The organism is Streptomyces sp. SGAir0957, from assembly GCF_043523415.1.
The window spans coordinates 7,129,081-7,150,300 of record NZ_CP027293.1 but is presented as its reverse complement, the minus strand read 5'-3'; the positions used below and the strand labels follow the sequence as shown (position 1 = coordinate 7,150,300).

At 71.7% G+C, this 21,220-nt stretch carries 23 protein-coding genes and 1 riboswitch; of the genes, 12 read left to right on the top strand and 11 right to left on the bottom strand.

Annotated elements, in window-relative coordinates:
- Positions 1-54 precede the first annotated feature (54 nt).
- Positions 55-1,089, top strand: coding sequence for an NAD-dependent epimerase/dehydratase family protein (locus tag C1N81_RS37285; RefSeq protein ID WP_394435799.1), 1,035 nt, complete (start codon positions 55-57; stop codon positions 1,087-1,089).
- A 152-nt stretch (positions 1,090-1,241) separates the two neighbouring features.
- On the opposite strand, the gene C1N81_RS37280 is transcribed toward C1N81_RS37285, so the two are convergent.
- The 8 genes from C1N81_RS37280 to C1N81_RS37245 all read right to left on the bottom strand — a co-directional run bounded on the left by C1N81_RS37280 (position 1,242) and on the right by C1N81_RS37245 (position 8,849).
- Complete coding sequence (locus tag C1N81_RS37280; protein WP_394435798.1) at positions 1,242-2,876, bottom strand: alpha/beta hydrolase; 1,635 nt, start codon at positions 2,874-2,876, stop codon at positions 1,242-1,244.
- Between the two features lie 130 nt (positions 2,877-3,006).
- On the bottom strand, positions 3,007-3,873 hold the full coding sequence (locus C1N81_RS37275; protein ID WP_394435797.1) for an urease accessory protein UreD: 867 nt from the start codon (positions 3,871-3,873) through the stop codon (positions 3,007-3,009).
- Positions 3,861-4,556 carry an urease accessory protein UreG gene (gene ureG / locus C1N81_RS37270; RefSeq protein WP_394435796.1) on the bottom strand — a complete coding sequence of 232 codons (696 nt, stop codon included), beginning with the start codon at positions 4,554-4,556 and terminating at the stop codon, positions 3,861-3,863. The genes C1N81_RS37275 and ureG overlap by 13 nt, the downstream gene beginning before the upstream one ends.
- A 424-nt stretch (positions 4,557-4,980) precedes the next feature.
- A complete protein-coding gene (locus C1N81_RS37265) occupies positions 4,981-5,655 on the bottom strand; it encodes an urease accessory protein UreF (protein ID WP_394435795.1) in 675 nt (224 codons plus the stop codon).
- 28 nt (positions 5,656-5,683) lie between these two features.
- Positions 5,684-7,405 carry an urease subunit alpha gene (locus C1N81_RS37260; RefSeq protein ID WP_394435794.1) on the bottom strand — a complete coding sequence of 574 codons (1,722 nt, stop codon included), beginning with the start codon at positions 7,403-7,405 and terminating at the stop codon, positions 5,684-5,686.
- Positions 7,398-7,709, bottom strand: a complete 312-nt coding sequence (locus C1N81_RS37255) for an urease subunit beta (RefSeq protein WP_394435793.1) — start codon at positions 7,707-7,709, stop codon at positions 7,398-7,400. The genes C1N81_RS37260 and C1N81_RS37255 overlap by 8 nt, the downstream gene beginning before the upstream one ends.
- Positions 7,710-7,725: 16 nt before the next feature.
- Positions 7,726-8,028, bottom strand: a complete 303-nt coding sequence (locus C1N81_RS37250) for an urease subunit gamma (protein WP_394435792.1) — start codon at positions 8,026-8,028, stop codon at positions 7,726-7,728.
- Positions 8,029-8,225: 197 nt separating this feature from the next.
- The gene (locus C1N81_RS37245) at positions 8,226-8,849 is read right to left on the bottom strand and encodes a TetR/AcrR family transcriptional regulator (protein WP_394435791.1); all 624 of its coding nucleotides are present in this window, start codon (positions 8,847-8,849) and stop codon (positions 8,226-8,228) included.
- A gap of 229 nt (positions 8,850-9,078) precedes the next feature.
- On the opposite strand from C1N81_RS37245, the gene C1N81_RS37240 reads away from it, so the two are divergent.
- Entirely contained in the window at positions 9,079-10,053 is a 975-nt protein-coding gene (locus C1N81_RS37240; RefSeq protein WP_394438479.1) for an ABC transporter permease, read from the top strand.
- 252 nt (positions 10,054-10,305) lie between these two features.
- Here the strand turns inward: C1N81_RS37240 and C1N81_RS37235 are convergent, their stop codons facing one another.
- Positions 10,306-10,596, bottom strand: coding sequence for a type II toxin-antitoxin system Phd/YefM family antitoxin (locus C1N81_RS37235; RefSeq protein ID WP_394435790.1), 291 nt, complete (start codon positions 10,594-10,596; stop codon positions 10,306-10,308).
- Positions 10,597-10,667: 71 nt separating this feature from the next.
- Here C1N81_RS37235 and C1N81_RS37230 point away from each other — a divergent pair, with 71 nt between their 5' ends.
- The 3 genes from C1N81_RS37230 (at position 10,668) to C1N81_RS37220 (ending at position 12,747) form a co-directional block, all read left to right on the top strand.
- Positions 10,668-11,303 carry an ATP-dependent Clp protease proteolytic subunit gene (locus C1N81_RS37230; RefSeq protein WP_394435789.1) on the top strand — a complete coding sequence of 212 codons (636 nt, stop codon included), beginning with the start codon at positions 10,668-10,670 and terminating at the stop codon, positions 11,301-11,303.
- 8 nt (positions 11,304-11,311) lie between these two features.
- Positions 11,312-11,620 (top strand): hypothetical protein, encoded by a 309-nt coding sequence (locus C1N81_RS37225; protein ID WP_394435788.1) that lies wholly within the window; start codon positions 11,312-11,314, stop codon positions 11,618-11,620.
- Positions 11,621-12,139: 519 nt separating this feature from the next.
- A riboswitch (cyclic di-AMP (ydaO/yuaA leader) is annotated at positions 12,140-12,270 on the top strand.
- Between the two features lie 3 nt (positions 12,271-12,273).
- Positions 12,274-12,747, top strand: coding sequence for a C40 family peptidase (locus tag C1N81_RS37220; RefSeq protein WP_394435787.1), 474 nt, complete (start codon positions 12,274-12,276; stop codon positions 12,745-12,747).
- A gap of 113 nt (positions 12,748-12,860) precedes the next feature.
- On the opposite strand, the gene C1N81_RS37215 is transcribed toward C1N81_RS37220, so the two are convergent.
- The gene (locus tag C1N81_RS37215) at positions 12,861-13,319 is read right to left on the bottom strand and encodes an ATP-binding protein (RefSeq protein WP_394435786.1); all 459 of its coding nucleotides are present in this window, start codon (positions 13,317-13,319) and stop codon (positions 12,861-12,863) included.
- A gap of 285 nt (positions 13,320-13,604) precedes the next feature.
- On the opposite strand from C1N81_RS37215, the gene C1N81_RS37210 reads away from it, so the two are divergent.
- Together C1N81_RS37210 and C1N81_RS37205 are read left to right on the top strand one after the other, a co-directional pair.
- Positions 13,605-14,456 (top strand): helix-turn-helix domain-containing protein, encoded by an 852-nt coding sequence (locus C1N81_RS37210; protein WP_394435785.1) that lies wholly within the window; start codon positions 13,605-13,607, stop codon positions 14,454-14,456.
- Between the two features lie 54 nt (positions 14,457-14,510).
- The gene (locus tag C1N81_RS37205) at positions 14,511-14,744 is read left to right on the top strand and encodes a DUF397 domain-containing protein (protein WP_394435784.1); all 234 of its coding nucleotides are present in this window, start codon (positions 14,511-14,513) and stop codon (positions 14,742-14,744) included.
- On the opposite strand, the gene C1N81_RS37200 is transcribed toward C1N81_RS37205, so the two are convergent.
- Positions 14,725-15,897 carry an 8-amino-7-oxononanoate synthase gene (locus C1N81_RS37200; RefSeq protein WP_394435783.1) on the bottom strand — a complete coding sequence of 391 codons (1,173 nt, stop codon included), beginning with the start codon at positions 15,895-15,897 and terminating at the stop codon, positions 14,725-14,727. The genes C1N81_RS37205 and C1N81_RS37200 overlap by 20 nt on opposite strands.
- Before the next feature lie 167 nt (positions 15,898-16,064).
- On the opposite strand from C1N81_RS37200, the gene bioB reads away from it, so the two are divergent.
- The 5 genes from bioB (at position 16,065) to C1N81_RS37175 (ending at position 21,218) form a co-directional block, all read left to right on the top strand.
- Positions 16,065-17,219, top strand: a complete 1,155-nt coding sequence (bioB, locus tag C1N81_RS37195; RefSeq protein WP_394435782.1) for a biotin synthase BioB — start codon at positions 16,065-16,067, stop codon at positions 17,217-17,219.
- Complete coding sequence (locus C1N81_RS37190; RefSeq protein WP_394435781.1) at positions 17,212-18,489, top strand: adenosylmethionine--8-amino-7-oxononanoate transaminase; 1,278 nt, start codon at positions 17,212-17,214, stop codon at positions 18,487-18,489. Before bioB ends, C1N81_RS37190 begins: the two co-directional genes overlap by 8 nt.
- A 44-nt stretch (positions 18,490-18,533) precedes the next feature.
- A complete protein-coding gene (bioD, locus tag C1N81_RS37185; RefSeq protein WP_394435780.1) occupies positions 18,534-19,292 on the top strand; it encodes a dethiobiotin synthase in 759 nt (252 codons plus the stop codon).
- 352 nt (positions 19,293-19,644) lie between these two features.
- A complete protein-coding gene (locus C1N81_RS37180; RefSeq protein WP_394435779.1) occupies positions 19,645-20,331 on the top strand; it encodes a class I SAM-dependent methyltransferase in 687 nt (228 codons plus the stop codon).
- 68 nt (positions 20,332-20,399) lie between these two features.
- On the top strand, positions 20,400-21,218 hold the full coding sequence (locus C1N81_RS37175; RefSeq protein WP_394435778.1) for an ABC transporter ATP-binding protein: 819 nt from the start codon (positions 20,400-20,402) through the stop codon (positions 21,216-21,218).
- The last annotated feature ends 2 nt before the right edge of the window (positions 21,219-21,220 follow it).

Here is a 21,220-nt window from a genome sequence, read left to right as displayed (position 1 = left end):
TGCGCTGAGCAGATTTCCTCGTCCCCCGCGCGCGGCCCGCCGTACGGTCCGCTCATGAAGACGGCCTTGGTGATCGGTGGAGCGGGACAGACAGGGCGCCCTGCGGTACGGGCGCTCGCACGCGACGGCTGGGCGGTGACGGCGGCCTCGCGGGGCGGCGGCCGCGACGCGTCCTGGCCCGACGAGGTGCGCGCGGTGCGGCTCGACCGGGACGACGACGCCGCGCTCGCGGAGCTGGTCGGTGACGGAGTCGACCTGGTCGTCGACATCGTGGCGTTCACCCGTGGGCACGGCGGGCAGCTGGCGGCGCTCGCCGGCCGGATCGGCTCGGCGGTCGTGCTCTCCAGCGGCGCGGTCTACGAGGACGAGCGGGGCCGCAGCTTCGACACGCAGGAGGAGCCGGACGGCAAACCGCGCTTCCCCGTGCCGGTGCCGGAGACGTGGCGGACGGTGGCGGCGGGCGACGCGACGTACGGGACGCGCAAGGTGCGCCTGGAGCGCGATCTGCTGGCCCTGGGCGAGAAACTGCCGACGACGCTGGTGCGGGCGGGCGCCGTGTACGGACCGCACTGCCGTACGCCGCGCGAGCTGTACTTCGTCAAGCGGAACCTCGACGGGCGCCACGCGCGCGTGCTCGCGTACGGCGGGCAGAGCCGCTTCCACCCGGCGAGTACGGAGAACCTGGCGGAGCTGGTGCGGCTCGCGGCGGCGCGACCGGGCTCGCGGGTACTCAACGGCGCGGACCCGGACTGCCCGACGGTCGCCGAGATCGGCGTCATGATCGATGCGTTGATGGGGGTGGAGACGGAGACGGTCCTGGTGGAAGGGGCGCCCCCGGCGCCGACGGTCGGGGACACTCCGTGGTCGCTGCCGTACCCGTTCGTCTTCGACATGACGGCCGCGGAGCGGGAGCTGGGGTACCGACCCCGCACGACGTACGCGCAGGCGCTCCCTGCCACCGTGGAGTGGCTTGTCGAGCGGTTGCGGCGGGAGGACTGGGTGGACGGTTTCCCGAAGATGGTGGAGAGCTACGGGACCGGGCTCTTCGACTACGCGGCCGAGGACGCGTGGCTCGCCGCGCACCGCTGACGGCTGACGGCTGACGGCTGACGGCTGACGGCTGACGGCTGACGGCTGACGGCTGACGGCTGACGGCCGAGCGCTGACCGCGTGAAGAAGGCCCGGCCCCCGCCGTGGTGGCGGGGGCCGGGCCCGTGGTGCTGTGTGTGCTCAGGCGGACGTCACGGCTTCGGGGTGGCGTGCGGGGCGCACGTCACGTCCTTGCTGTCGGTCTTGCCGGTGAGCAGGTAGGTGTCGACCCGGTCGTTGATGCAGGGGTTGGTCAGACCGGTGACACCGTGCGAGCCCGCGCCCTTCTCGGTGATGAGACGCGAGCCCTTGAAGCGCTTGTGCAGCTCGACGGCGCCCTCGTACGGGGTGGCGGCGTCGCGCTCGGACTGCACGATCAGGACCGACGGCAGGCCCTTGCCGGTCTTGACGTCGATCGGCGTCTGCTGCTTCGTCCTCCAGGTGGCGCAAGGCAGGTTCATCCACGCGTTGGCCCAGGTCATGAACGGGTTGTCCTGGTGGAGCCGCGTGTTGTCCCGGTCCCACTTCTGCCAGCTGGTGGGCCACTTGGCGTCGGCGCACTCGACGGCCGTGTAGACCGCGTTGCTGTTCTCCGAGGCGGCATTGCCCGCGGTGTCCGACAGGTCGGGCGCGATGGCGTCGATCAGTGCCTGCTTGTCACCGGCGACGTACTTGCTCCACGTCTGGGCGACCGGCACCCAGGACGAGTCGTAGTAGGGCGCGCTCTGGAAGAAGCCGATCAGCTCGGCCGGGCCGACGACCCCGCCCAGCGGGCTCTTCTTCGCCTCGGCGCGCAGCTTCAGCCACTGCTGCTGCACCTTGGCGCGCGAGTCGCCGAGGTGGAAGGTGGCGTCGTTCTTGGCGACCCAGTCCTGCCAGTCCTTCCAGCGGCCCTCGAAGGCGATGTCCTGGTTCAGGTTGGCCTGGTACCAGATGTTGTCCTTCGCCGGGTTGACGACGCTGTCGACGATCATGCGGCGGACGTGGCCCGGGAAGAGCGTGCCGTAGACGGCGCCCAGGTAGGTGCCGTAGGAGACGCCCAGGTAGTTGATCTTCTTGTCGCCCAGGGCGGCGCGGATGACATCGAGGTCGCGCGCGGTGTTCGGCGTCGTCATGTGCGGCAGCATCTCGCCGCTGCGCTCGTAGCAGCCGTCCGCGTACTCCTTGGCGAGCTTGCGCTGGGCGCGCTTGTCCGCCTCGCTGTCCGGGACCGGGTCGTCCTTGGGCGCCTTGACGAACTCCTGCGGGTCGATGCAGGAGATCGGCGTCGAGTGGCCCACGCCGCGCGGGTCGAAGCCGACGAAGTCGTACGCCTTCGCCGCCTTGGCGTAGATCGGGTTCTTGGTCGTCACGCGCGTGGGGAAGCGCAGGCCGGAGCCGCCGGGGCCGCCCGGGTTGTAGATGAGGGAGCCCTGACGCTCGCTCTTGGTGCCCGTGTTGCCGATGCGGTCGACAGCGAGCTTGATCTGCTTGCCGTTCGGCTTGGCGTAGTCGAGCGGCACGGTGACCCAGCCGCACTGGATCGGCTTGGCGAAGCCCCAGTCGGCGGGGCAGTCCTGCCAGTCGATGCCCTTCTTGGCGGCCTTGGCGGCGGCGACGGCGGCACCCACCGCCTCACGGGCCTGGCTGTGACCGCCGGTCGAACGCTGCTGCTCGGCGTTGGCGGGAGCGGCGACCGCCCCCGCTATCAGCGCCACGGCGGCGAACGCGCCCGCGGAGCCGATCACCACGTTCCGGCTGCCGCGACCCGTCTGTCGAGTCCGTCTCAAGTGAGGCCTCCCGCACATCGATACGATCGTTAGCTCGATCGTGTTGCCGATCGGTACGCGGATCCTGTCGTGTGTGGGGTCCCTGACAACAGAGAAGACGGACGTTCTTTACCAATCCGATAAACGGTATGACCATCCCGCTAAGCGGTCAGGCCCACCGGGCGAGCGCGGCGTCCAGAGTGCGGCGCAGGCGCAGCGCGTCCGGGGCGACGGCGGTGACCAGGATGGCGGGGCCCGCGAGCGGGGTGAGCGCGGCGGTGCCATCCTGGTCGAGGACGGCTGCGGGCGGCGGGTCCGTCGCGAACTCCGGCCGTACGACGACGAGCTGGCCCAGGGCGCGATGGCCCGCCAGGACCGCGGGGCCGTCCCAGCCGCCCGGGGCGCCGGGGCCGCAGGCGAGCTCCTGGTCGAGCAGCGGGCGCCCCGCGCGGTGGAGCGTCAGGCGGCTGGTGAGACGGCCCGGCTGCTCGCCCACGCGGCCCAGAACCTGCTCCTCGCGCAGCACGAGACGGGCGTCCGCGGCCAGCTCCACGCGCGTGGTGACGCGCAGGTCGCTGCCGTTCGCCGAGATCAGCTGCTCGGGCAGCCAGTCGATGCGGGCGCCGTCGGCGACGGTGAGCCGTACGTCGTAGCGGGCCTCGCCCCTGGCCTGGCCGGGCAGGGCGATGGTGGCGGCGACCGAGCCGATGTGCAGGTGGGCGCCTTGTTCGGCGCGGGCCTCGACGGTGAGGTGGTCACCGCCCAGGGGGCCGCTCATGGCGCCTACGAGCATGACGCGGGCCTCGCCGGGGGTGGCGCCCCGGACACGACGCAAGGCGAACGAACCTTCGCCCTCCATCACGGGGAGGGCGGTGCCGCCCCGTGCGTCGCCGGGTCCTCCGTCGCGGGGCCCTCCATCGCGGGGCCCTCCGTCGCGGGGCTTTCCGTCCCGGGGCTTTCCCTCGCCGCGCGCGACAAGGCGGGCGGTGGAACGGACGCGCACGCGCGCGTGGCCGTGCACGCTTACGCCGTCCATGCGGCGTACTGCGCCCGCACCCACGCCGCGACATCCGCCACGCCGTTCTCCGAGCGCAGGGACTGGAGCACAACGGGGAGTTCGGCACGCGCCGCCTTGGCGTCGGCGGCCATGCGGGCCAGATCGGAGCCCACGTAGGGCGCCAGGTCGGTCTTGTTGATGACGAGCAGATCGGCGGTCGTGACGCCGGGGCCGCCCTTGCGCGGAATGTCGTCGCCGCCCGCGACGTCGATGACGAAGATCTGGGCGTCGACCAGGCCCTTGGAAAAGGTCGCGGTGAGGTTGTCGCCGCCGGACTCGACAAGGACGAGATCGAGCGCCCCGCCGCCCTGGGCGAGGTCGTCCTCCAGGTCCTCGACGGCTTCCAGGTTCGCGGAGATGTCGTCGCGGATCGCGGTGTGCGGGCAGGCCCCGGTCTCCACGGCGGTGATCCGTTCGGGCGGCAGCACGGCCTCACGCAGCAGGAATTCGGCATCCTCCCGCGTGTAGATGTCGTTCGTGACGACGGCGAGGGACAGCTCGTCGCGCAGGGCACGGCAGAGCGCGGCGACGGTGGCGGTCTTCCCGGACCCGACGGGCCCGCCGAGGCCGATACGCAGGGCCCGACGCGTGCCGTCGGGCCGGTGCGCGTCGGCGGAGAGTGCGGCGGGGCCGTCGTGGGAGTGGGAGTGATCGAGGTGCATGACTGCGGCTCCGGGGTCGTGGGCGGGGAGGGAGGTGGACGGGCCGGGGGCGGGTGGGTGAGCGGGGCTCAGGGCGAGAGCGATGGCCTCGGGCCGACGCTGGCGCCCCGCCGGCGCCGGCGGGGCGTGGGCGGCGAGCGCCGCGGGAGCGGGCGGGAGCAGCCGGCATGGTCATCGACTCCGGGTCGGCGGATCGGCGGATCGGCGGATCGGCGGATCGGCGGATCGGCGGATCGGCGGATCGGCGAACGAGGGACGGGGGACGGAGAAACCGGCGGACTGGGCTGGTGGGCGAACCGGGCCCAGGGCGCGAGCAGCACCGGCGTACGAGGGCGGGGAGGCCCGTGGTCGGGGAGACCCCGAGCCGGAAGCCCCGCAGCGCCACAACGCCCTCCCGGACGAAAGCCCCCGGACACCCCCGCGCTCACGACGCGAACAGTCGTACCGGCCACCCCGCATGCTCCTCCGCCCCGATCTCCAGCAATGGCGCCGACCCCGCGGGGAGCGCGTCCAGGCCGTCCGTGAGGGCGCTTCTCGCCGCCTCCACGGAGGCGTCCACCACCTGGTCCAGTTCGGGCGCGAGTCGCGCCAGTGCGCGGGTCGCGTCGAACGGGTCGAGGCTAAGCAGCCGCACAACGGCGGTCGCGGGCCCGCTGACGGCCTCGTAGGCGGAGCAGTACGCCGCGTCCTCTGGGCCGAGTCCGGCGGCGCGGGCGGTGAGGCCGAGGACGACGGGCTGGTGGGCTCCTTTCGGGAAACGCGCCGCAAGGGCGTCCAGTTCGGGGGCGGGCCATGTCGCCCGGGCGGCTCGCAGCAGCTGTCGGCCGAGCTTGCGGGCAGCGACGCGCAGGGCCGCCGACGGAGTGCGGGCGTCGGCGGCCGCGTCGAGGGCAACGGGGTCGATGCCGAGCGCTGCGGCGGCCGCGAGGGCGGCCGTCACGGCGCCGCTGGTGTGCAGGCGGCCCCGGCAGAACTCCTCCAGGCTCGCCGCGTCGCGGACGCGGCCCGCCTTGACCGCGGCCTCCGCCCCGCCGGAGTGGGCGTGCCCTCCGGCGGGGAAGCGGCCGTCGGCCAGGACGAGCAGGGTCGCGCGCGTCATGACGTACTCATGGGGCGGCTCAAGGGGGTCAGAAGAGGAAGTACCGCTGCGCGAGCGGTAGTTCGACGGCGGGGGCGGGTTCGACGAGTTCGCCGTCGATGGTCACGGCGAACGAGTCGGGGGCGACCTCGACACGCGGCAAGGCGTCGTTGTTGCGCATGTCCGCCTTGGTGCGGCCGCGGGTCGAGAGGATCGGAACGAACGTTCGTCCCAGACCGAGCCGTTCCGGGAGTCCGTCCTCGAGGGCCCACTCGCTGGTGAAGTTCACGGAGTTGGCCGCGGGCGCCTTGCCGTGCGCGCCGAACATCCGGCGCGGCAGCACCGGTTGCGGCGTAGGGATGGAGGCGTTCGCGTCGCCCATCTGCGCGTAGGCGATCTGTCCACCCTTGACGACGAGCTGCGGTTTGACGCCGAAGAATTTCGGGTCCCAGAGCACCAGGTCGGCCAGTTTGCCGGGTTCGACGGAGCCGACCTCGTGCTCGATGCCCTGGGCGATCGCCGCGTTGATCGTGTATTTGGCGACGTAGCGGCGGGCGCGCTCGTTGTCGGCGCGGGTGTCGCCGGGGAGGGAGCCGCGGCGGCGCTTCATGACGTGGGCGGTCTGCCAGGTCCGCATGATGACCTCGCCGACGCGGCCCATGGCCTGGGAGTCCGAGGACATGATCGAGATGGCGCCCAGGTCGTGCAGGATGTCCTCGGCCGCGATGGTGGTGGGCCGGATGCGGGACTCGGCGAAGGCCAGGTCCTCGGGGACCGCCGGGTTGAGGTGGTGGCAGACCATCAGCATGTCGAGGTGTTCCTCGACGGTGTTGACGGTGTGCGGCCGGGTCGGATTGGTGGAGCTGGGCAGCATGTTGGGCAGCGACACGGCGGTGATCATGTCGGGCGCGTGCCCGCCGCCCGCGCCCTCGACGTGGAAGGCGTGCAGGGTGCGGCCGCCGACGGCGTCGAAGGTGTCCTGGACGAATCCGGCTTCGTTCAACGTGTCGGAGTGGACGGCGAGTTGCGCGCCGGACTCCTCGCAGACGTCGAGGCAGGCGGAGATCACGGCCGGGGTCGCGCCCCAGTCCTCGTGGATCTTGAAGCCGAGGACGCCGGCGCGCAACTGGTCGCGCATGGACTCCTTCGACATCGTGTTGCCCTTGCCGAGGAACCCGATGTTGACGGGGCTGTGCTCCATGGCCTCGAACATCCGGGTGAGGTGCCAGGAGCCGGGCGTGATGGTGGTCGCCTTGGACCCCTCGGCAGGGCCCGTACCACCGCCGATGAGGGTCGTGACGCCGGAGGCGAGGGCCTCGTCGACGATGGTCGGCGAGATGAAGTGGATGTGGGTGTCGATGCCGCCCGCGGTGACGATCTTGCCGTTGCCCGCGATGATCTCCGTCTCGGGTCCGATCACGAGGTCGGGGTGGACGCCGTCCATGGTGTCGGGGTTGCCGGACTTGCCGATGGCCGCGATCCGGCCGTCACGGATGCCGATGTCGGCCTTGACGATGCCCCAGTGGTCGATGATCAGGGCGCCGGTGATGACCGTGTCCGGGGTGCCCTCCGCGCGCGTGGCGCGCGATTGGCCCATGGACTCGCGGATGACCTTGCCGCCGCCGAAGACGGCCTCGTCCCCGGAGCGGCCGGGTCCGCCGGAGCGATCCTCCTCGATCTCGACGAGCAGATCGGTGTCGGCGAGGCGGACGCGGTCGCCCGTGGTGGGGCCGAACAGGTCGGCGTAGGCGGCGCGGGAGAGCTCAGGCATCGAGGGGTCCTCCGGTCTCGCCGCGCAGGCCGGGGACGGTGCGGGCGCCCGCGAGCGGTACGAGTCCGACCTCGACGGGGATGCCGGGCTCGAAGCGGACGGCCGTTCCGGCCGGGATGTCGAGGCGACGGCCGCGGGCCGCGGCACGGTCGAGTTCGAGGCCGGGGTTGGCCTCGGCGAAGTGGTAGTGGGAGCCGACCTGGATGGGCCGGTCCGCGGCGTTGAGCACCGTCATACGTATGACGTCGCGGCCCTCGTTGAAGGCGACGGGCTCGTCGGCGAAGAGGATCTCTCCGGGGATCACGGTCGCGGGTCCCCGTTCAGACGATCGGCTCGTGGACGGTGACGAGCTTCGTGCCGTCCGGGAAGGTCGCCTCCACCTGGACGTCGTGGATCATCTCGGGGATGCCCTCCATGACGTCGTCGCGGGTGAGCAAGGTGCGCCCGGAGGACATCAGTTCGGCGACGGTGCGGCCGTCGCGGGCCCCCTCCAGGACGTGCGAGGTGATCAGGGCGACGGCCTCGGGGTGGTTGAGCCGCAGACCCCGGGCCCGGCGTTTGCCGGCCACGTCGGCGGCCACATGGATGAGCAGTCTCTCCTGCTCGTGCGGGGTCAGTTGCACGCGTCCCACCTCACAGTCTCCGCCTGGGCCGTGCGGGGCCCGGCTGCCGCGGCCACCGCGACGGGTATAGATGTAACACACATGTAGCGCGCATGATCTTGCGCACCCTGGTTACCAAAACCCCTGGTGGCGTGCGGTGCAGGCTAGTTGGGCGGAGTTTCAACGAGGTTAACCGTCGCTTGACCGCGCCATTGCCGTCAGCTGACCTCACCCATACTCATCAGACCCCGCAACCCGATCTGCAGCGTCTCGACCGGCACCTCACCGAACAGCGCCTGCTGGGTGAGAAAACCCTGCGCCGCGGACATCATCGTGCGCGCCACCGCGTCCGGATCGGCGTCGGCACGCATCATCCCGGCGTCCTGGTACCCCCGCACGATCGTCACCCAGATGGCACGGACCCGCTCGAAGCCGTCCCGGATCAGCGCGGCGAGCTCCTCGTTGCGCAGCGTCTCCGTCCACACCTGGACCACGAGGCGCGGGAAGTACGACGCGCCGTCGACCCGCAGCCCCGGCCGCTCCCGGAGCACCTCCCCCATGACGATGCCGACCAGCTCGTACGGCGGCGGGGGCGGGCTCTGCAGACCCGCCGCCGCCTCGAAGCCGGACCGTACGTAGTCGAGCACCTCCGTCACGATGGCGTGGATCAGCTCGTCCTTGCCGCGGAAGTAGCGGTAGACCGCGCCCGCCGAGAGGTCCACCTCCTTCAGGACGTCCTGCATCGACGTGGCATGGAAGCCGTTGCGGGCGAAGCAGAGGGCGGCGCCGTCCATGATCTGGCGGCGGCGGGCGTCGAGGTGCTCTTGCGATACACGGGCCATGGTCGCCAACGTAAAACGAACATTCCTTCTTGACAAGCTCGCCTCACCTCGGGACAGTGAGGGCGCGACGTAAAACGAACGCTCATTCTCTCAAGCGAGCCGGGCCGCAGCGCCCCCGCTCACGCTCACCGCTGGAGACCTGATGCCCTCCCCTCCTCCTCTCTCGCCCTCGTCCGACCCCACCGCCACCCGGGCTCCAGCGCCCGCTCCCCCGGCCCACGGCCGCAAGGTGATCGCTGTGGTGCTGCTCGTTCCGCTTCTCGCCGCGCTGGCCCTCTGGGCGTTCGCCTGGCCCGCCGCTCGGACCGCGCCGCGGGACCTCCCGCTCGGCGTCGCGGGACCCGCCGCCGCGACCGCGCCTCTGGACCGGCAGCTGCGCGCCCAGGACGGAGCGTTCGAGGTGCGTCACTACGCGGACGAGGCCGCCGCCCGCGCGGCGATCGAGGGCCGGGTCGTATACGGAGCGGTCGTGGCCGCGCCGGACGGGCCCAGGCTCCTGACCGCCTCCGCAGCGAGCCCGGTCGTCGCGCAGTTGCTGCGGCAGGCGGTGACGGCACAGGCGCCCGAGGGCGCGCAGGTGACAGAGGTCGACGTCGTACCGGCCCCCGCGGCCGATCCGCGCGGCGCGGCGCTGAGTTCGAGCGTGCTGCCGCTGGCGATCGCCGGGGTAGCGGGCGGTTCGGTCGTGACGCTGCTGCGCCTGCGCGGGGTGCGGGCGGCCGGCGCGCTGCTCGCGGCCGCCGCGGTGGTGGGCGTCGCGGCGGCCGCGATCGCGCACAGCTGGCTCGGCGTCGTGACCGGGAACTGGTGGGCGGAGGCCGGGGTGTTCGGCCTGTCGTCGCTCGCGGTGGGGGCGACGGTGGCCGGGTGCGCGGCGCTGTTCGGACCGGCGGGCATCGGCGTGGGCGCGCTGCTGATGGTGCTGCTCGGCAACCCGTTCTCCGGCGTGGCCTCCGCGCCGGAGCTGCTGCCCGAACCGGTCGGGCTGCTCGGCCAGTTGCTGCCGCCGGGGGCGGGCGGAACGCTGCTGCGCTCGGTCGCCTACTTCGACGGGGCGCGGGCCGCCGCGCCCGCGCTGACGCTCACCGTGTGGGCGCTGCTCGGCCTGACGGCCGTACTGCTCGGGGCGCGTCGCGGGCGGCCGACCACCAAGGCGCCCGCGCGCACGACCGGGTCGGCGCGAACCCCGCTTCCGGTGGGCTGAGCGACACCGGCCCCCGGTCACCGATCGGCCGTGCATCCCCGCTGTAGCGGACGGGGGTGCGCGGCTTTTACGTGCGCGGCTTCTCTGTACACGGCTTCATTGTGCGCGGCGTCCCCGCGTACGGCCTCTTCGTGCGGGGCGCCCCCGTGTACGACCTCTTCACGCGCGGCGGCTCCGCGTACGGCCTCTTCATGCGCGGCGGCTCCGCGTACGGAGAGGCCGTACGCGGCTTCCTCGCACCAGCGCGCCCGCCTACCGGACCTCCGGTCCCCGGTGCTCCGCCGCGATGCCGAACCGCTGCCGTTCGCCCGGAGCGGACGAGGTCGAGCCGACACGGGAGACGGAGCTGATCATCGACTCCTCCGCGGGCTCGGCCGGCGCGTCTCCGAGGGCTTCGAGTCGCTCCAGGTCAGCGGCGGAGACGAGAGCGACGAGGGGCTTGCCGTGCCGGGTGACCACGACGCGTTCGGCGCCGTACACCACGCGGTTGATCAGATCCGCGAGTTCGGCCCGGGCTTGCGTCACCGGAATCTCGTAGGCCATGCTCCCCATCGTACGTGACGTACGTCCTGTACATTTTTTACAGGACGCTGAGCACAGGAGGCGCGAGCACCATGACCCGTCCGTCCGGCCGCCATGTCCTGCCCGAGTTCACGGAGCGCACCACGTCGGGACAGCGCACGCTCGACCCGTACGCGAAGCTGCTCGAGGAGCGCATCGTGTTTCTCGGGACACCCGTAGACGACACGTCGGCCAACGACGTGATGGCCCAGTTCATGCACCTTGAGTACGCGGCGCCCGACCGGGACATCTCGCTGTACATCAACTCCCCCGGCGGCTCGTTCAGCGCGATGACGGCGGTCTACGACACGATGCGGTACGTCAGTTGCGAGGTGGAGACGGTGTGCCTCGGGCAGGCGGCGTCCGTCGCCGCCGTACTGCTCGCGGCCGGGACGCCGGGCAAGCGGTCGATGCTGCCGGGAGCACGCCTGGTGCTCGACCAGCCCGCGCTCCCCGAGCCGGCGCAGGGCCAGCCCTCCGATCTGGAGATCCAGGCCCGCGAGATGGTCCGGACGCGCGAACGGCTGGAGGAGTTGCTCGCGCGCCACACCGGGCAGGAGAAGGAGCGGATCAGCCGGGACATCGAGCGGGACACCGTGCTCGACGCGCGGCAGGCGGTGGAGTACGGCCTGGTGGACCGGGTCGTACAAGGCCGCAAGGGTGCGCCCGGCGCTCCGGCCGGGCGGTGACGCGCCGTATGTATCCGCCCGAACTTCCGCCGCTGCCCGCGCTGACCCGCGCCGAGTGCGCGCTCGTCGACAGCTATCTGGCGGTGGTCGACCTGCTCGCGCGCGTCAATCCGGCGCGCGGCGAGGACACGTACCGGGGGCTGCGTGCGGCGCAGGCGCTGGTGAGCCGCGCGACGGAGCTGCGCGACGCGCTGGAACTGATGCACCGGCGGGGTGAGAGCGAGGTGCACGCCGCAACCCTGGAGCGGGCTCTGCGCGTCCTCGACGGGGAGAGGCGCACCCGGCGCGTCACTTTGCCGCCGGAAACAGTCGCCTGAGGCCGCTCGCGGTCGGCGGGAGGTCGCTTGAGGTCGGCGGGCGGTCGCTGACGGTCGACCGAAGGTCAGATGCGATCGACCAGAGGCCGTTCACGGCCAACCTCGCCCGGTTACGGTCACCTTCGGTCACTTCCGACACGAACCGTCTGCGTCAGGGCCGAAACGGTCCAGATGGTGGACCGCCGAACAGCCTAGATATGCGTACGTCGACGAGGCGGCCCGAGTTGCGCTCCGGTGGTACGCGAACTCCGGAATCCGGCCTTCCGTGCCTGGTGCGCGCGTGGTCGAGGGTCGCTGCCGGGACTCGAAAGGCGCAGTGTCCACCTGAACGGGTCAAGCGTGAGGAGCCTCACTTACCGCCGGTTCAACTCGGATTCCACCCCACATGTGCGTGAAGATCCCTTCGACGACAAGCCCCCGCCGCCGCGGCGGGGCGGTCCGCGCGGACGCCGAGTCCTGCCGCCGCGCGGATGCCAGGTCGACAGAAGTGCATCGGCAGGAGTGGAGGACCCAGGCACGACGGGCCACCGGCCCACCTTGACGAAGGTGGTGTCCGATCGGCCCTTGGGGTGAAGCCGCGCACGCGGCCGGGCATCTTCGCCTGCCCGAACCCGACAGGTCATCCTTCACAGGCGGCAGACGAAGGGTTGCGCATGACTGCGCTCAATCGTGTTCCGTCGCTGCTGACCCGGGCCGGCACCGCGTCGGCCCTCACGTTGGCGGTCGCGGGTGCGGGGCTGATGGTCCCCGGCACCGCGTCCGAGGCATCGGCGGCCACGGCCTCGACCAAGGCTCTGAAGGTCGCGGCCTCCAAGAAGGGTGCGCCGTACAAGTGGGGGGCGTCGGGCCCGCACCGGTTCGACTGCTCGGGGCTCACGCTCTACTCGTTCAAGCGGGCGGGCAAGAAGCTGCCCCGCACCGCGGGCCAGCAGTACAACAAGACCCGCCATGTCTCCGCGTCCCACCGCAAGACAGGTGACCTGGTCTTCTTCCACTCGGGCCGGAGCGTCTACCACGTCGGCATCTATGCCGGGAAGGGACGCATCTGGCACTCGCCGAAGACCGGTGACGTGGTGCGGCTCCAGAAGATCTGGACGAAGAGCGTCTGGTACGGCCGGGTGCGCTGAGCGCGCTCAGAAGTGACAGTCGTGGGGGCGGGCCAGGCGCCGGGCACGTCCCCACGCGGACGCACAGGGATGACCGGGACGCGGACGCACAGGGGTGACCGGCCGCGCCGCGTTCAGCACGCGGTGCTGGGGCGGGACGCGCTGCCCTTGAGCCCGGTGATCCACGGCAGGGAGATCCACACGGTCTTGCCGCCCTCCGCCGTGGGCGCGACCGACAGGCGGCCTCCGCACTCCGCGGTGAGGCTGCGGACGATCACCATGCCGCGCCCGTTGTCCTGCGCGACGGCGGCGGGCAGGCGTTTGGGGTAGCGCGGGTGGCTGTCGGTGACGCCGATCCGCAGCTGCTCGTCGCGTTCGAGCTCCACGTCGATGGTGAACGTGGGCGACTGGCCCAGCGTGTGCTGCACGGCGTTGGTCGCAAGCTCCGAGACGATCAGGCGCACCGTGTCGGCCGCGTCGGTGTCCCCCGGCAGGCCCCATTCCGCGAGCACGGTACTCACGTACCGGCGGGCAGCGGAGACCGAGGCGGCAGTGCTCGGCAGCGTGACGGATGCTTCCTGGTGGTCTGCCATGGCGACGTCGTCCCTTTCCCACCGGGGCCGCGCCTGCGACTCTGGCGGTGCGCTGGCGTGCGGCCTCCGACTTCTGCTTCGCGCCAGAGTGCCACTTGGATGCCCTTCGGTGTTGTCGATCCCCCAAGATATGCATATATCTGTCGCTCGATGCGGTGAACTCTGCGACGGTAGACCGTATTTGGGCGCGCGCACACCGGTTCCTCTACCGTCTGCTCAAAGGCCGTGTTGATCGGGCCGGGAAGGAGCCCGGTGACGCGGCCCGTAGAGCGTTGAGGAGTCGGCATGAAGTACGGTCCCGCGGTGCGTCGTCGCAAACTCGGGTCGGAGCTACGCGCGTTACGAGTCCAGGCCGGGTTGACGAGCGGCCAGGCGGCCCGTCTCGTCGGCTGGCACCAGTCGAAGGTGAGCCGGATCGAGACAGGCCGCAGCGGCGTGAAGGCGTCGGACGTGCTGCGGTTGCTCGACGCGTTCGAGACAGCCGACGCGCACCAGCGTGACCTCGTCGTGGCGCTGGCCGGTGCGGAGGATGCGGGCGGTCATCACTGGTGGCAGGCGTATCGGGGGCTGCTGCCGCCGTCGTACCGCGATTTCATCAGTCTGGAGTCGCAGGCGTGCCGGATACGGACGCTGGAGACCAGCGTGGTGCCGGGTCTGTTGCAGACACCTGCGTATGCGCGCGCGGTCACACGTTCGGTGCTGCCCGACATGCCCGACTCACATATCGAGGCGCTGGTCGAGGTGCGGCTCGCGCGCCAGGAGGTGCTGCGGACGCAGTCTCCGTTGCAGTTGAGCGCGGTGCTCGACGAAGGGGTGTTGCGCCGCGAAGTGGGCGGAGCGGGGATTCTGCGCCGACAGGTGGCACACCTGGCCGAGGCGGCACAGATGGAACATGTCCGGATTCAGGTGCTGCCTTTCTCCGCGGGTGGCCACATCGGCCTCACCGGCCCTTTCGTTGTGTTTTCATTTCCGAACACTTCTGATCTGGATGTGGTTGTTCTCGACCATTTGACGAGTAGCCTCTACCTCGAACGGAAAGAAGACCTCAAGGCGTACACCGACGCCTTCGACGCTCTTCTCCTCCGTGCCATGTCACCCGAGGACTCGTTGGAATTCATCGCAAAGATCGCCGGATAACGAGGACGAGGACGCCGACACCTCGCCCCCGCCCGGCACTGCGAAGGGGGCACCATGAATGCACTGCCTCGGCATGTTCCTTCCGTTCCCTCAAGCTCGTCGCTGAGCGGCGCGCGGTGGCGGCGCAGCAGCCGCAGCACCGGCGCCAACAACTGCGTCGAGACAGCCCCCCTGACCTCGGGGCACACGGCCGGACTCGTGGGTGTCCGCGACTCCAAGAACACCGCGGGACCCGCGCTCGTGTTCACCCCCTCCGCATGGGAGGGGTTCATCGACTCCTTACGGTGAACGCGCCGATCGGAGCCGTGCGGCTGATCACCCGTACCGCCTCGCCGAGTTGTTCGTCGGTGAGGTCGGCGCGGGCGGTCAGCCGCAGCCGTGAGATGCCGTCGGGCACGGACGGCGGGCGGAAACACCCGACCGAGAGCCCGGCCGCACGACACTCCGCGGCCCAGCGCACCGCCTCGTCCGGTGACGGAGCACACACCGAGACGACCGCGGCGTCCGGCCGCACGGCCGACAGACCCTCGGCGGTGAGCAGGTGGTGCAAGGTGCCCGCGACCTCGCGCGCCCGGTCCGCGCGGCGCGGTTCGCGGCGCAGCAGACGCAGGGCGGCCAGCGCCGCCCCGGCCGCCGCGGGGGCGAGACCGGTGTCGAAGATGAACGTACGTGCCGCGTTGACGAGATGCTCGATGACGTGTGCCGGGCCGAGGACCGCGCCGCCCTGACTGCCGAACGACTTGGAGAGGGTGACGGTGGCGACCGTGTCCGGGGCGCCCGCGAGGCCCGCGGCGTGCGGGGCGCCGCGACCGCCGGGCCCGAGCACGCCCAGACCGTGCGCGTCGTCGACGAGCAGACCCGCCCCGAACTCCCGGCACGGTGACGCCAGTTCGGCCAGCGGAGCCCGGTCCCCGTCGACGGAGAACACGGTGTCCGAGACGACGACGGCCGGTCCTTCGTGGGCGGCGAGGGCCTTGCGGACGGCGGCCGGGTCGGCGTGCGGGACGACCTGGGTGGTGGCGCGGGCCAGCCGGCAGCCGTCGATGAGCGAGGCGTGGTTCGCGGCGTCGGACACGATCAGCGCGCCGTGCGGGGCGAGCGCGGTGACGGCGGCGAGGTTCGCCGCGTAGCCGGACGACAGGACGAGCGCGGCCTCGAAACCGCAGAACTCGGCCAATTCGCGCTCCAGTTCGCAGTGCAGCTCGGTGGTGCCGGTGACCAGGCGGGAACCGGTCGCGCCGCCTCCCCAGCGGCGCGCGGCCCCGGCCGCGCCCTCGACGACCTCGGGGTGGCGGGCCAGGCCCAGGTAGTCGTTGCTCGCCAGGTCGAGGAGCGGGGAGTCGGCCGGGCGCGCGCGCACCGTACGGACGAGCCCGGCGGTTTCACGGGCGCGGCGCTGCGCGTCGAGCCAGCCGAACGCCCGCGTGGAGGTGGTGGCCATGACTCCCTCTGGTGATAGACGCTGTAGTAGATGCTTTTGTAGGTAATGCACAGACCCTAGTCGCCTCGCCACCGGGTCACGGTGTGGTAATACCCACACCTCGAACGCAGTCCTTTGTACGAAGTCTCCTTTCGCCGGGGTGCTTCGATAGGCAAGGATCAGGCGCCATGGACCTGCTGAACACGCTGGTGGACAAGGGGCTGCGGCGCGAGTCGCCGAGCCGTGAAGAGGCGCTCGCCGTACTGGCGACGTCGGACGACGACCTGCTCGACGTGGTGGCGGCGGCCGGAAAGGTGCGCCGTACGTGGTTCGGGCGCCGGGTCAAGCTGAACTACCTCGTCAACCTCAAGTCGGGGCTGTGTCCCGAGGACTGCTCGTACTGCTCGCAGCGGCTCGGGTCGAAGGCGGAGATCCTCAAGTACACATGGCTGAAGCCGGACGAGGCGTCCAGGGCGGCCGCCGCCGGGGTCGCGGGCGGCGCCAAGCGGGTGTGCCTGGTGGCGAGCGGGCGCGGCCCGACGGACAAGGACGTGGAGCGGGTCGCGCGGACCATCGACGCGATCAAGTCCGACAACGAGGACGTCGAGGTGTGTGCCTGCCTGGGGCTGCTCTCCGACGGGCAGGCGGAGCGACTGCGCGGGGCGGGCGCGGACGCGTACAACCACAACCTGAACACGTCCGAGGCCACCTATGGGGACATCACGACGACGCACACGTATGCGGACCGGGTCGACACCGTGCGGAAGGCGCACGAGGCCGGTCTGTCGGCGTGCTCCGGGCTGATCGCCGGGATGGGCGAGAGCGACGAGGACCTGGTCGACGTCGTGTTCGGGCTGCGCGCGCTCGACCCGGACTCGGTGCCGGTGAACTTCCTGATCCCCTTCGAGGGGACGCCGCTGGCCAAGGAGTGGAACCTCACGCCGCAGCGCTGCCTGCGGATCCTCGCCATGGTCCGCTTCGTCTGCCCGGACGTGGAGGTGCGGATCGCGGGCGGGCGCGAGGTCCATCTGCGCTCGATGCAGCCGCTCGCGCTGCACATCGCCAACTCCATCTTCCTCGGCGACTACCTGACCAGCGAGGGGCAGGCGGGCAAGGCAGACCTGGAGATGATCGCGGACGCCGGGTTCGAGGTGGAGGGCGCCGGTGAGGTGACGCTGCCCGAGCACCGGGCGGGCGGCTGCGGTTCCGTGTGCGCCGGTGACAGTGGCGAGGTGGCCGCGGAAGTGCCTGCGGAGGTGCCTGCGGAGGTGCCTGCGGCGCGGACCGATCTGGTGGCCGTACGGCGACGGGGCGCGGGGACGGATGTCGCACCGAATGCCTGACGCACGTGTGACCGAGTTGCTCGCGCTCGACCGGCAGCATGTGTGGCATCCGTACGGACCCATGCCGGGTCGGCAGGAGCCCCTGGTCGTGGAGTCCGCGGCCGGGGTGCGGCTGCGGGTCGCCGGGCACGGGGAGCTGGTCGACGGCATGTCGTCGTGGTGGTCGGCGATCCACGGCTACCGCCACCCCGTGCTCGACGAGGCGGCGCGCGGGCAGTTGGAGCGCATGAGCCATGTCATGTTCGGCGGGCTCACGCACGAGCCCGCCGTGCGGCTCGCGCGGCGGCTCGTCGACATCACCCCGGACGGCCTGGAACACGTGTTTCTGGCCGACTCGGGCTCGGTGTCGGTCGAGGTCGCCCTCAAGATGTGTCTGCAGTATTGGCGTTCGCTCGGCCGGCCCGAGAAACACCGCCTCCTGACATGGCGCGGCGGGTATCACGGCGACACCTGGCAGCCGATGTCCGTGTGTGACCCCGAGGGCGGGATGCACGGGCTGTGGGCCGGGGTGCTGCCGGAGCAGGTGTTCGCCGACGCGCCGCCGGACACGTACGAGGAGTCGTACGCGGAGGGGTTGCGGGAGCTGGTCGGACGGCACGCGCACGAGCTGGCCGCGGTCGTCGTCGAGCCCGTGGTGCAGGGGGCGGGCGGGATGCGGTTCCACTCCCCCGCGTATCTGCGGGTGTTGCGGGAGGTGTGCGACGCGCACGATGTGTTGCTCGTGTTCGACGAGATCGCGACCGGGTTCGGACGGACCGGAGCGTTGTTCGCGGCCGAACACGCCGCGGTGACACCGGATGTGATGTGTGTCGGCAAGGCGCTCACGGGTGGCTATCTGACGCTGGCCGCGACGTTGTGCACGACGCGGGTCGCCGAAGGTATCTCGCAAGGCGAGGTACCGGTGCTGGCGCACGGTCCGACGTTCATGGGAAACCCGCTGGCGGCGGCGGTGGCGTGCGCGTCGATCGACCTGCTGCTGGGCCAGGACTGGCTCGCCGAGGTCAAACGTGTCGAGTCCGGGCTGCGCGAGGCCCTGGCCGGGGCGGCGGAGATGCCGGGCGTCCGGGACGTACGGGTCCTCGGCGCCATCGGGGTCGTCCAGCTCGACCACGAGGTGGACATGGCGGCGGCGACACGGGCCGCGGTCGCCGAGGGGGTCTGGCTGCGGCCGTTCCGGGACCTCGTCTACACGATGCCGCCCTACATCACCAAGGACGAGGACGTGGCACGGATCGGGCGCGCGGTGTGCGCGGCGGCGCGGAAGGGATGAGACGGGTGGGTCCGGAAGGGATGAGGCAGGTGGGCCCGGAAGGGATGAGGCAGGTGGGTCCGGACGAGCCCGGGCAGGCGGGTATGCCGAAGGTGCTCGTGGTCACCGGGACCGGGACCGAGATCGGCAAGACGGTGACGACGGCGGCGATCGCCGCTGCCGCCGTACGGGCGGGGCGTTCGGTGGCCGTGCTCAAACCCGCGCAGACAGGGGTCGCGCCGGGTGAGCCCGGGGACGTCGACGAGGTGGTGCGGCTCGCGGGGGCCGGGGTGACGCCGGTCGAGCTGGGCCGCTTCCCCGAGCCCCTGGCGCCCGGCACGGCCGCGGCGCGGGCCGGGATGGAACCCGTACGGCCCCCGCAGGTCGCGGAGGCGGCCGAGAAGTTGGCGGCGTCGCACGATCTGGTCCTGGTCGAGGGCGCGGGCGGCCTGCTGGTCCACTTCGACGGTGAGGGGGCGACGCTGGCGGACGCGGCGCGGCTGCTCGCGGCCCCGGTCCTGGTGGTGGCGCGGGCGGGCCTCGGCACGCTGAACTCGGTGCAGCTCACGGCGGAGGCGCTCCGCTCCCGCGGGCTCTCGCATCTGGGCGTGGTCATCGGCAGCTGGCCCGAGCGGCCGGACCTGGCCGAGCGGTGCAATGTGGGCGACCTGCCGAAGGTGGCGGGGGCCGGGCTGGTGGGGGCGGTGCCGGTAGGCGCGGGGTTCTTGCCGGAGCAGGCGTTCCGGGAGGGGGCTCCGGGGTGGCTGGGGCCGGAGTTGGGCGGGGTGTGGGACGGGGAGGTGTTTGCGCGGCGGGTGGTGTGAGGGGTGAGTGGTGCGAGGGGTGCGTGGTGTGAGGGGTGGATGGTGTGCGGGGTGCGTGGTGTGCGGGGTGGGCACGAGAGGGCCGGACCCGTCCGCGCTGGTCGCACACCGGCCCGGCTAAAGCCGCCCGGCCCCTCCAGGCTGGTCACACGCCAGCCCGGCCAGAGCCGACCTGCCCCGTCCAGGCTGGTCACACGCCAGCCCGGCCAAAGCCGCCCGGCCCGTAGTTCCCGCGCCGCTGAGAGGCGCACTCCGTGCGCCATCTCCTCCGGGCGCTGCGCACGTTCGTTCGTTTCAGGGTGGGGGCGGGAAGAATCGGCGTGAATCAGTCGGCCCGGCCTAGGAGGGTCCCATGGTGGACCGGAAGCCGTTCCCTGTCAGGAAAGCGGCGCGTGACGGCGCGCGTCACCCCGTCTTCGCCCGGTACTACGCCCGCTTCAGCGAACGGGCCGAACCCTCGATGGCGCCGGTGCGGAGCGAACTGCTCGGCGGGCTCTCTGGACGGGTCATCGAGGTCGGCGCGGGCAACGGGCTGAACTTCTCGTACTACCCGGGCACCGTCTCCGAGGTCGTCGCCATCGAACCGGAGCGCCTGTTACGGAAGTTGGCGGTCGACGCGGCCCAGCGCGCCGAGGTGCCGGTGGACGTCGTGCCGGGGGCGGCGGAGGCGCTGCCGGTGAAGAGCGAGGGGTACGACGCGGTCGTGCTGTCGATCGTGCTGTGCAGCGTGCGCGACGTGGGCCGGGCGCTCGCGGAGGTGCGGCGCGTGGTGCGGCCGGGCGGCGAGGTGCGGTTCTTCGAGCACGTACGGGCGCCGCACCGCACTATGCGGGGTATACAGACCGCGCTGGACCGGACCGTGTGGCCGCGGTTGTTCGGGGGGTGTCATGTGGGGCGGGACACCGTGGCGGCGCTGCGGGACGCCGGGTTCGAGGTCGGTCCGTACCGCACCTTGCTGATGCCCGAGCGCGGGCCCAGGCTGCCCACCTCCTACTGCGTCCTCGGCACGGCACGGCGGCCCGAACTCAAGGACACGTAGAGCACGCGAGCGGCTATCCTCGTACCCGACCCGAATGCACAACTGACTTACGGAGTAAGGGAGTTGGGGTGGGGGATGCAGACGTGGTCACGGAGGTCGTCGCCGCGCGGGCCAGGGGCCTGACGAAGGCGTACGGCTCCGGGGAGACCCAGGTGCTCGCGCTCGACGCGGTGGACGTGGACATCGCGCGCGGCCGTTTCACGGCGGTCATGGGGCCTTCGGGCTCGGGCAAGTCCACGCTGATGCACTGCCTGGCTGGCCTCGGCACGGTCTCCGCGGGACAGGTGTGGCTCGGCGACACGGAGATCACCGGGCTGAAGGAGCGGGAGCTGACCCGTCTGCGGCGCGACCGCATCGGGTTCATGTTCCAGTCCTTCAACCTCATACCTACGTTGAACGCGCTCGAGAACATCACGCTGCCGATGGACATCGCGGGCAAGGCCCCGGACCGGAAGTGGCTCGATCAGGTCATCGACACCCTCGGCCTCCGGGACCGGCTGAAGCACCGGCCCGCGCAGCTGTCCGGCGGGCAGCAGCAGCGGGTGGCGTGCGCGCGGGCCCTCGCGGCGCGCCCTGAGCTGATCTTCGCCGACGAGCCGACGGGGAACCTGGACTCGCGGGCCGGACTCGAAGTGCTCGGCTTCCTGCGGGAGGCCGTCGACAGTCTCGGGCAGAGCGTCGTCATGGTCACGCACGACCCGGGCGCCGCCGCCCACGCCGACCTGGTGCTCTTCCTCGGGGACGGGCGGCTCGTCGACGAGATGCGGGAGCCGACGGCGGAGGCCGTCCTGGAGCGGATGAAGCGGTTCGACGTCGCCTCCGCGCGCGGGGCCGGGGCCGACCCGCGAGCCGACCGGCGCGCCGGCCACCACACCTCCGGGCAGTAGCC

Bases quoted from the DNA above. Each gene is read 5' to 3' on its own strand.
- C1N81_RS37285 (WP_394435799.1), top strand. From the start codon at position 55: ATGAAGACGGCCTTGGTGATCGGTGGAGCGGGACAGACAGGGCGCCCT.
- C1N81_RS37200 (WP_394435783.1), bottom strand. From the start codon at position 15,897: ATGGCCACCACCTCCACGCGGGCGTTCGGCTGGCTCGACGCGCAGCGC.
- C1N81_RS37225 (WP_394435788.1), top strand. From the start codon at position 11,312: ATGTATCCGCCCGAACTTCCGCCGCTGCCCGCGCTGACCCGCGCCGAG.
- C1N81_RS37220 (WP_394435787.1), top strand. From the start codon at position 12,274: ATGACTGCGCTCAATCGTGTTCCGTCGCTGCTGACCCGGGCCGGCACC.
- C1N81_RS37205 (WP_394435784.1), top strand. From the start codon at position 14,511: ATGAATGCACTGCCTCGGCATGTTCCTTCCGTTCCCTCAAGCTCGTCG.
- bioD (WP_394435780.1), top strand. From the start codon at position 18,534: ATGAGGCAGGTGGGTCCGGACGAGCCCGGGCAGGCGGGTATGCCGAAG.
- C1N81_RS37190 (WP_394435781.1), top strand. From the start codon at position 17,212: ATGCCTGACGCACGTGTGACCGAGTTGCTCGCGCTCGACCGGCAGCAT.
- C1N81_RS37275 (WP_394435797.1), bottom strand. From the start codon at position 3,873: ATGGACGGCGTAAGCGTGCACGGCCACGCGCGCGTGCGCGTCCGTTCC.
- C1N81_RS37180 (WP_394435779.1), top strand. From the start codon at position 19,645: ATGGTGGACCGGAAGCCGTTCCCTGTCAGGAAAGCGGCGCGTGACGGC.
- ureG (WP_394435796.1), bottom strand. From the start codon at position 4,556: ATGCACCTCGATCACTCCCACTCCCACGACGGCCCCGCCGCACTCTCC.
- C1N81_RS37280 (WP_394435798.1), bottom strand. From the start codon at position 2,876: ATGTGCGGGAGGCCTCACTTGAGACGGACTCGACAGACGGGTCGCGGC.
- C1N81_RS37260 (WP_394435794.1), bottom strand. From the start codon at position 7,405: ATGCCTGAGCTCTCCCGCGCCGCCTACGCCGACCTGTTCGGCCCCACC.
- C1N81_RS37215 (WP_394435786.1), bottom strand. From the start codon at position 13,319: ATGGCAGACCACCAGGAAGCATCCGTCACGCTGCCGAGCACTGCCGCC.
- C1N81_RS37210 (WP_394435785.1), top strand. From the start codon at position 13,605: ATGAAGTACGGTCCCGCGGTGCGTCGTCGCAAACTCGGGTCGGAGCTA.
- bioB (WP_394435782.1), top strand. From the start codon at position 16,065: ATGGACCTGCTGAACACGCTGGTGGACAAGGGGCTGCGGCGCGAGTCG.
- C1N81_RS37265 (WP_394435795.1), bottom strand. From the start codon at position 5,655: ATGACGCGCGCGACCCTGCTCGTCCTGGCCGACGGCCGCTTCCCCGCC.
- C1N81_RS37245 (WP_394435791.1), bottom strand. From the start codon at position 8,849: ATGGCCCGTGTATCGCAAGAGCACCTCGACGCCCGCCGCCGCCAGATC.
- C1N81_RS37235 (WP_394435790.1), bottom strand. From the start codon at position 10,596: ATGGCCTACGAGATTCCGGTGACGCAAGCCCGGGCCGAACTCGCGGAT.
- C1N81_RS37230 (WP_394435789.1), top strand. From the start codon at position 10,668: ATGACCCGTCCGTCCGGCCGCCATGTCCTGCCCGAGTTCACGGAGCGC.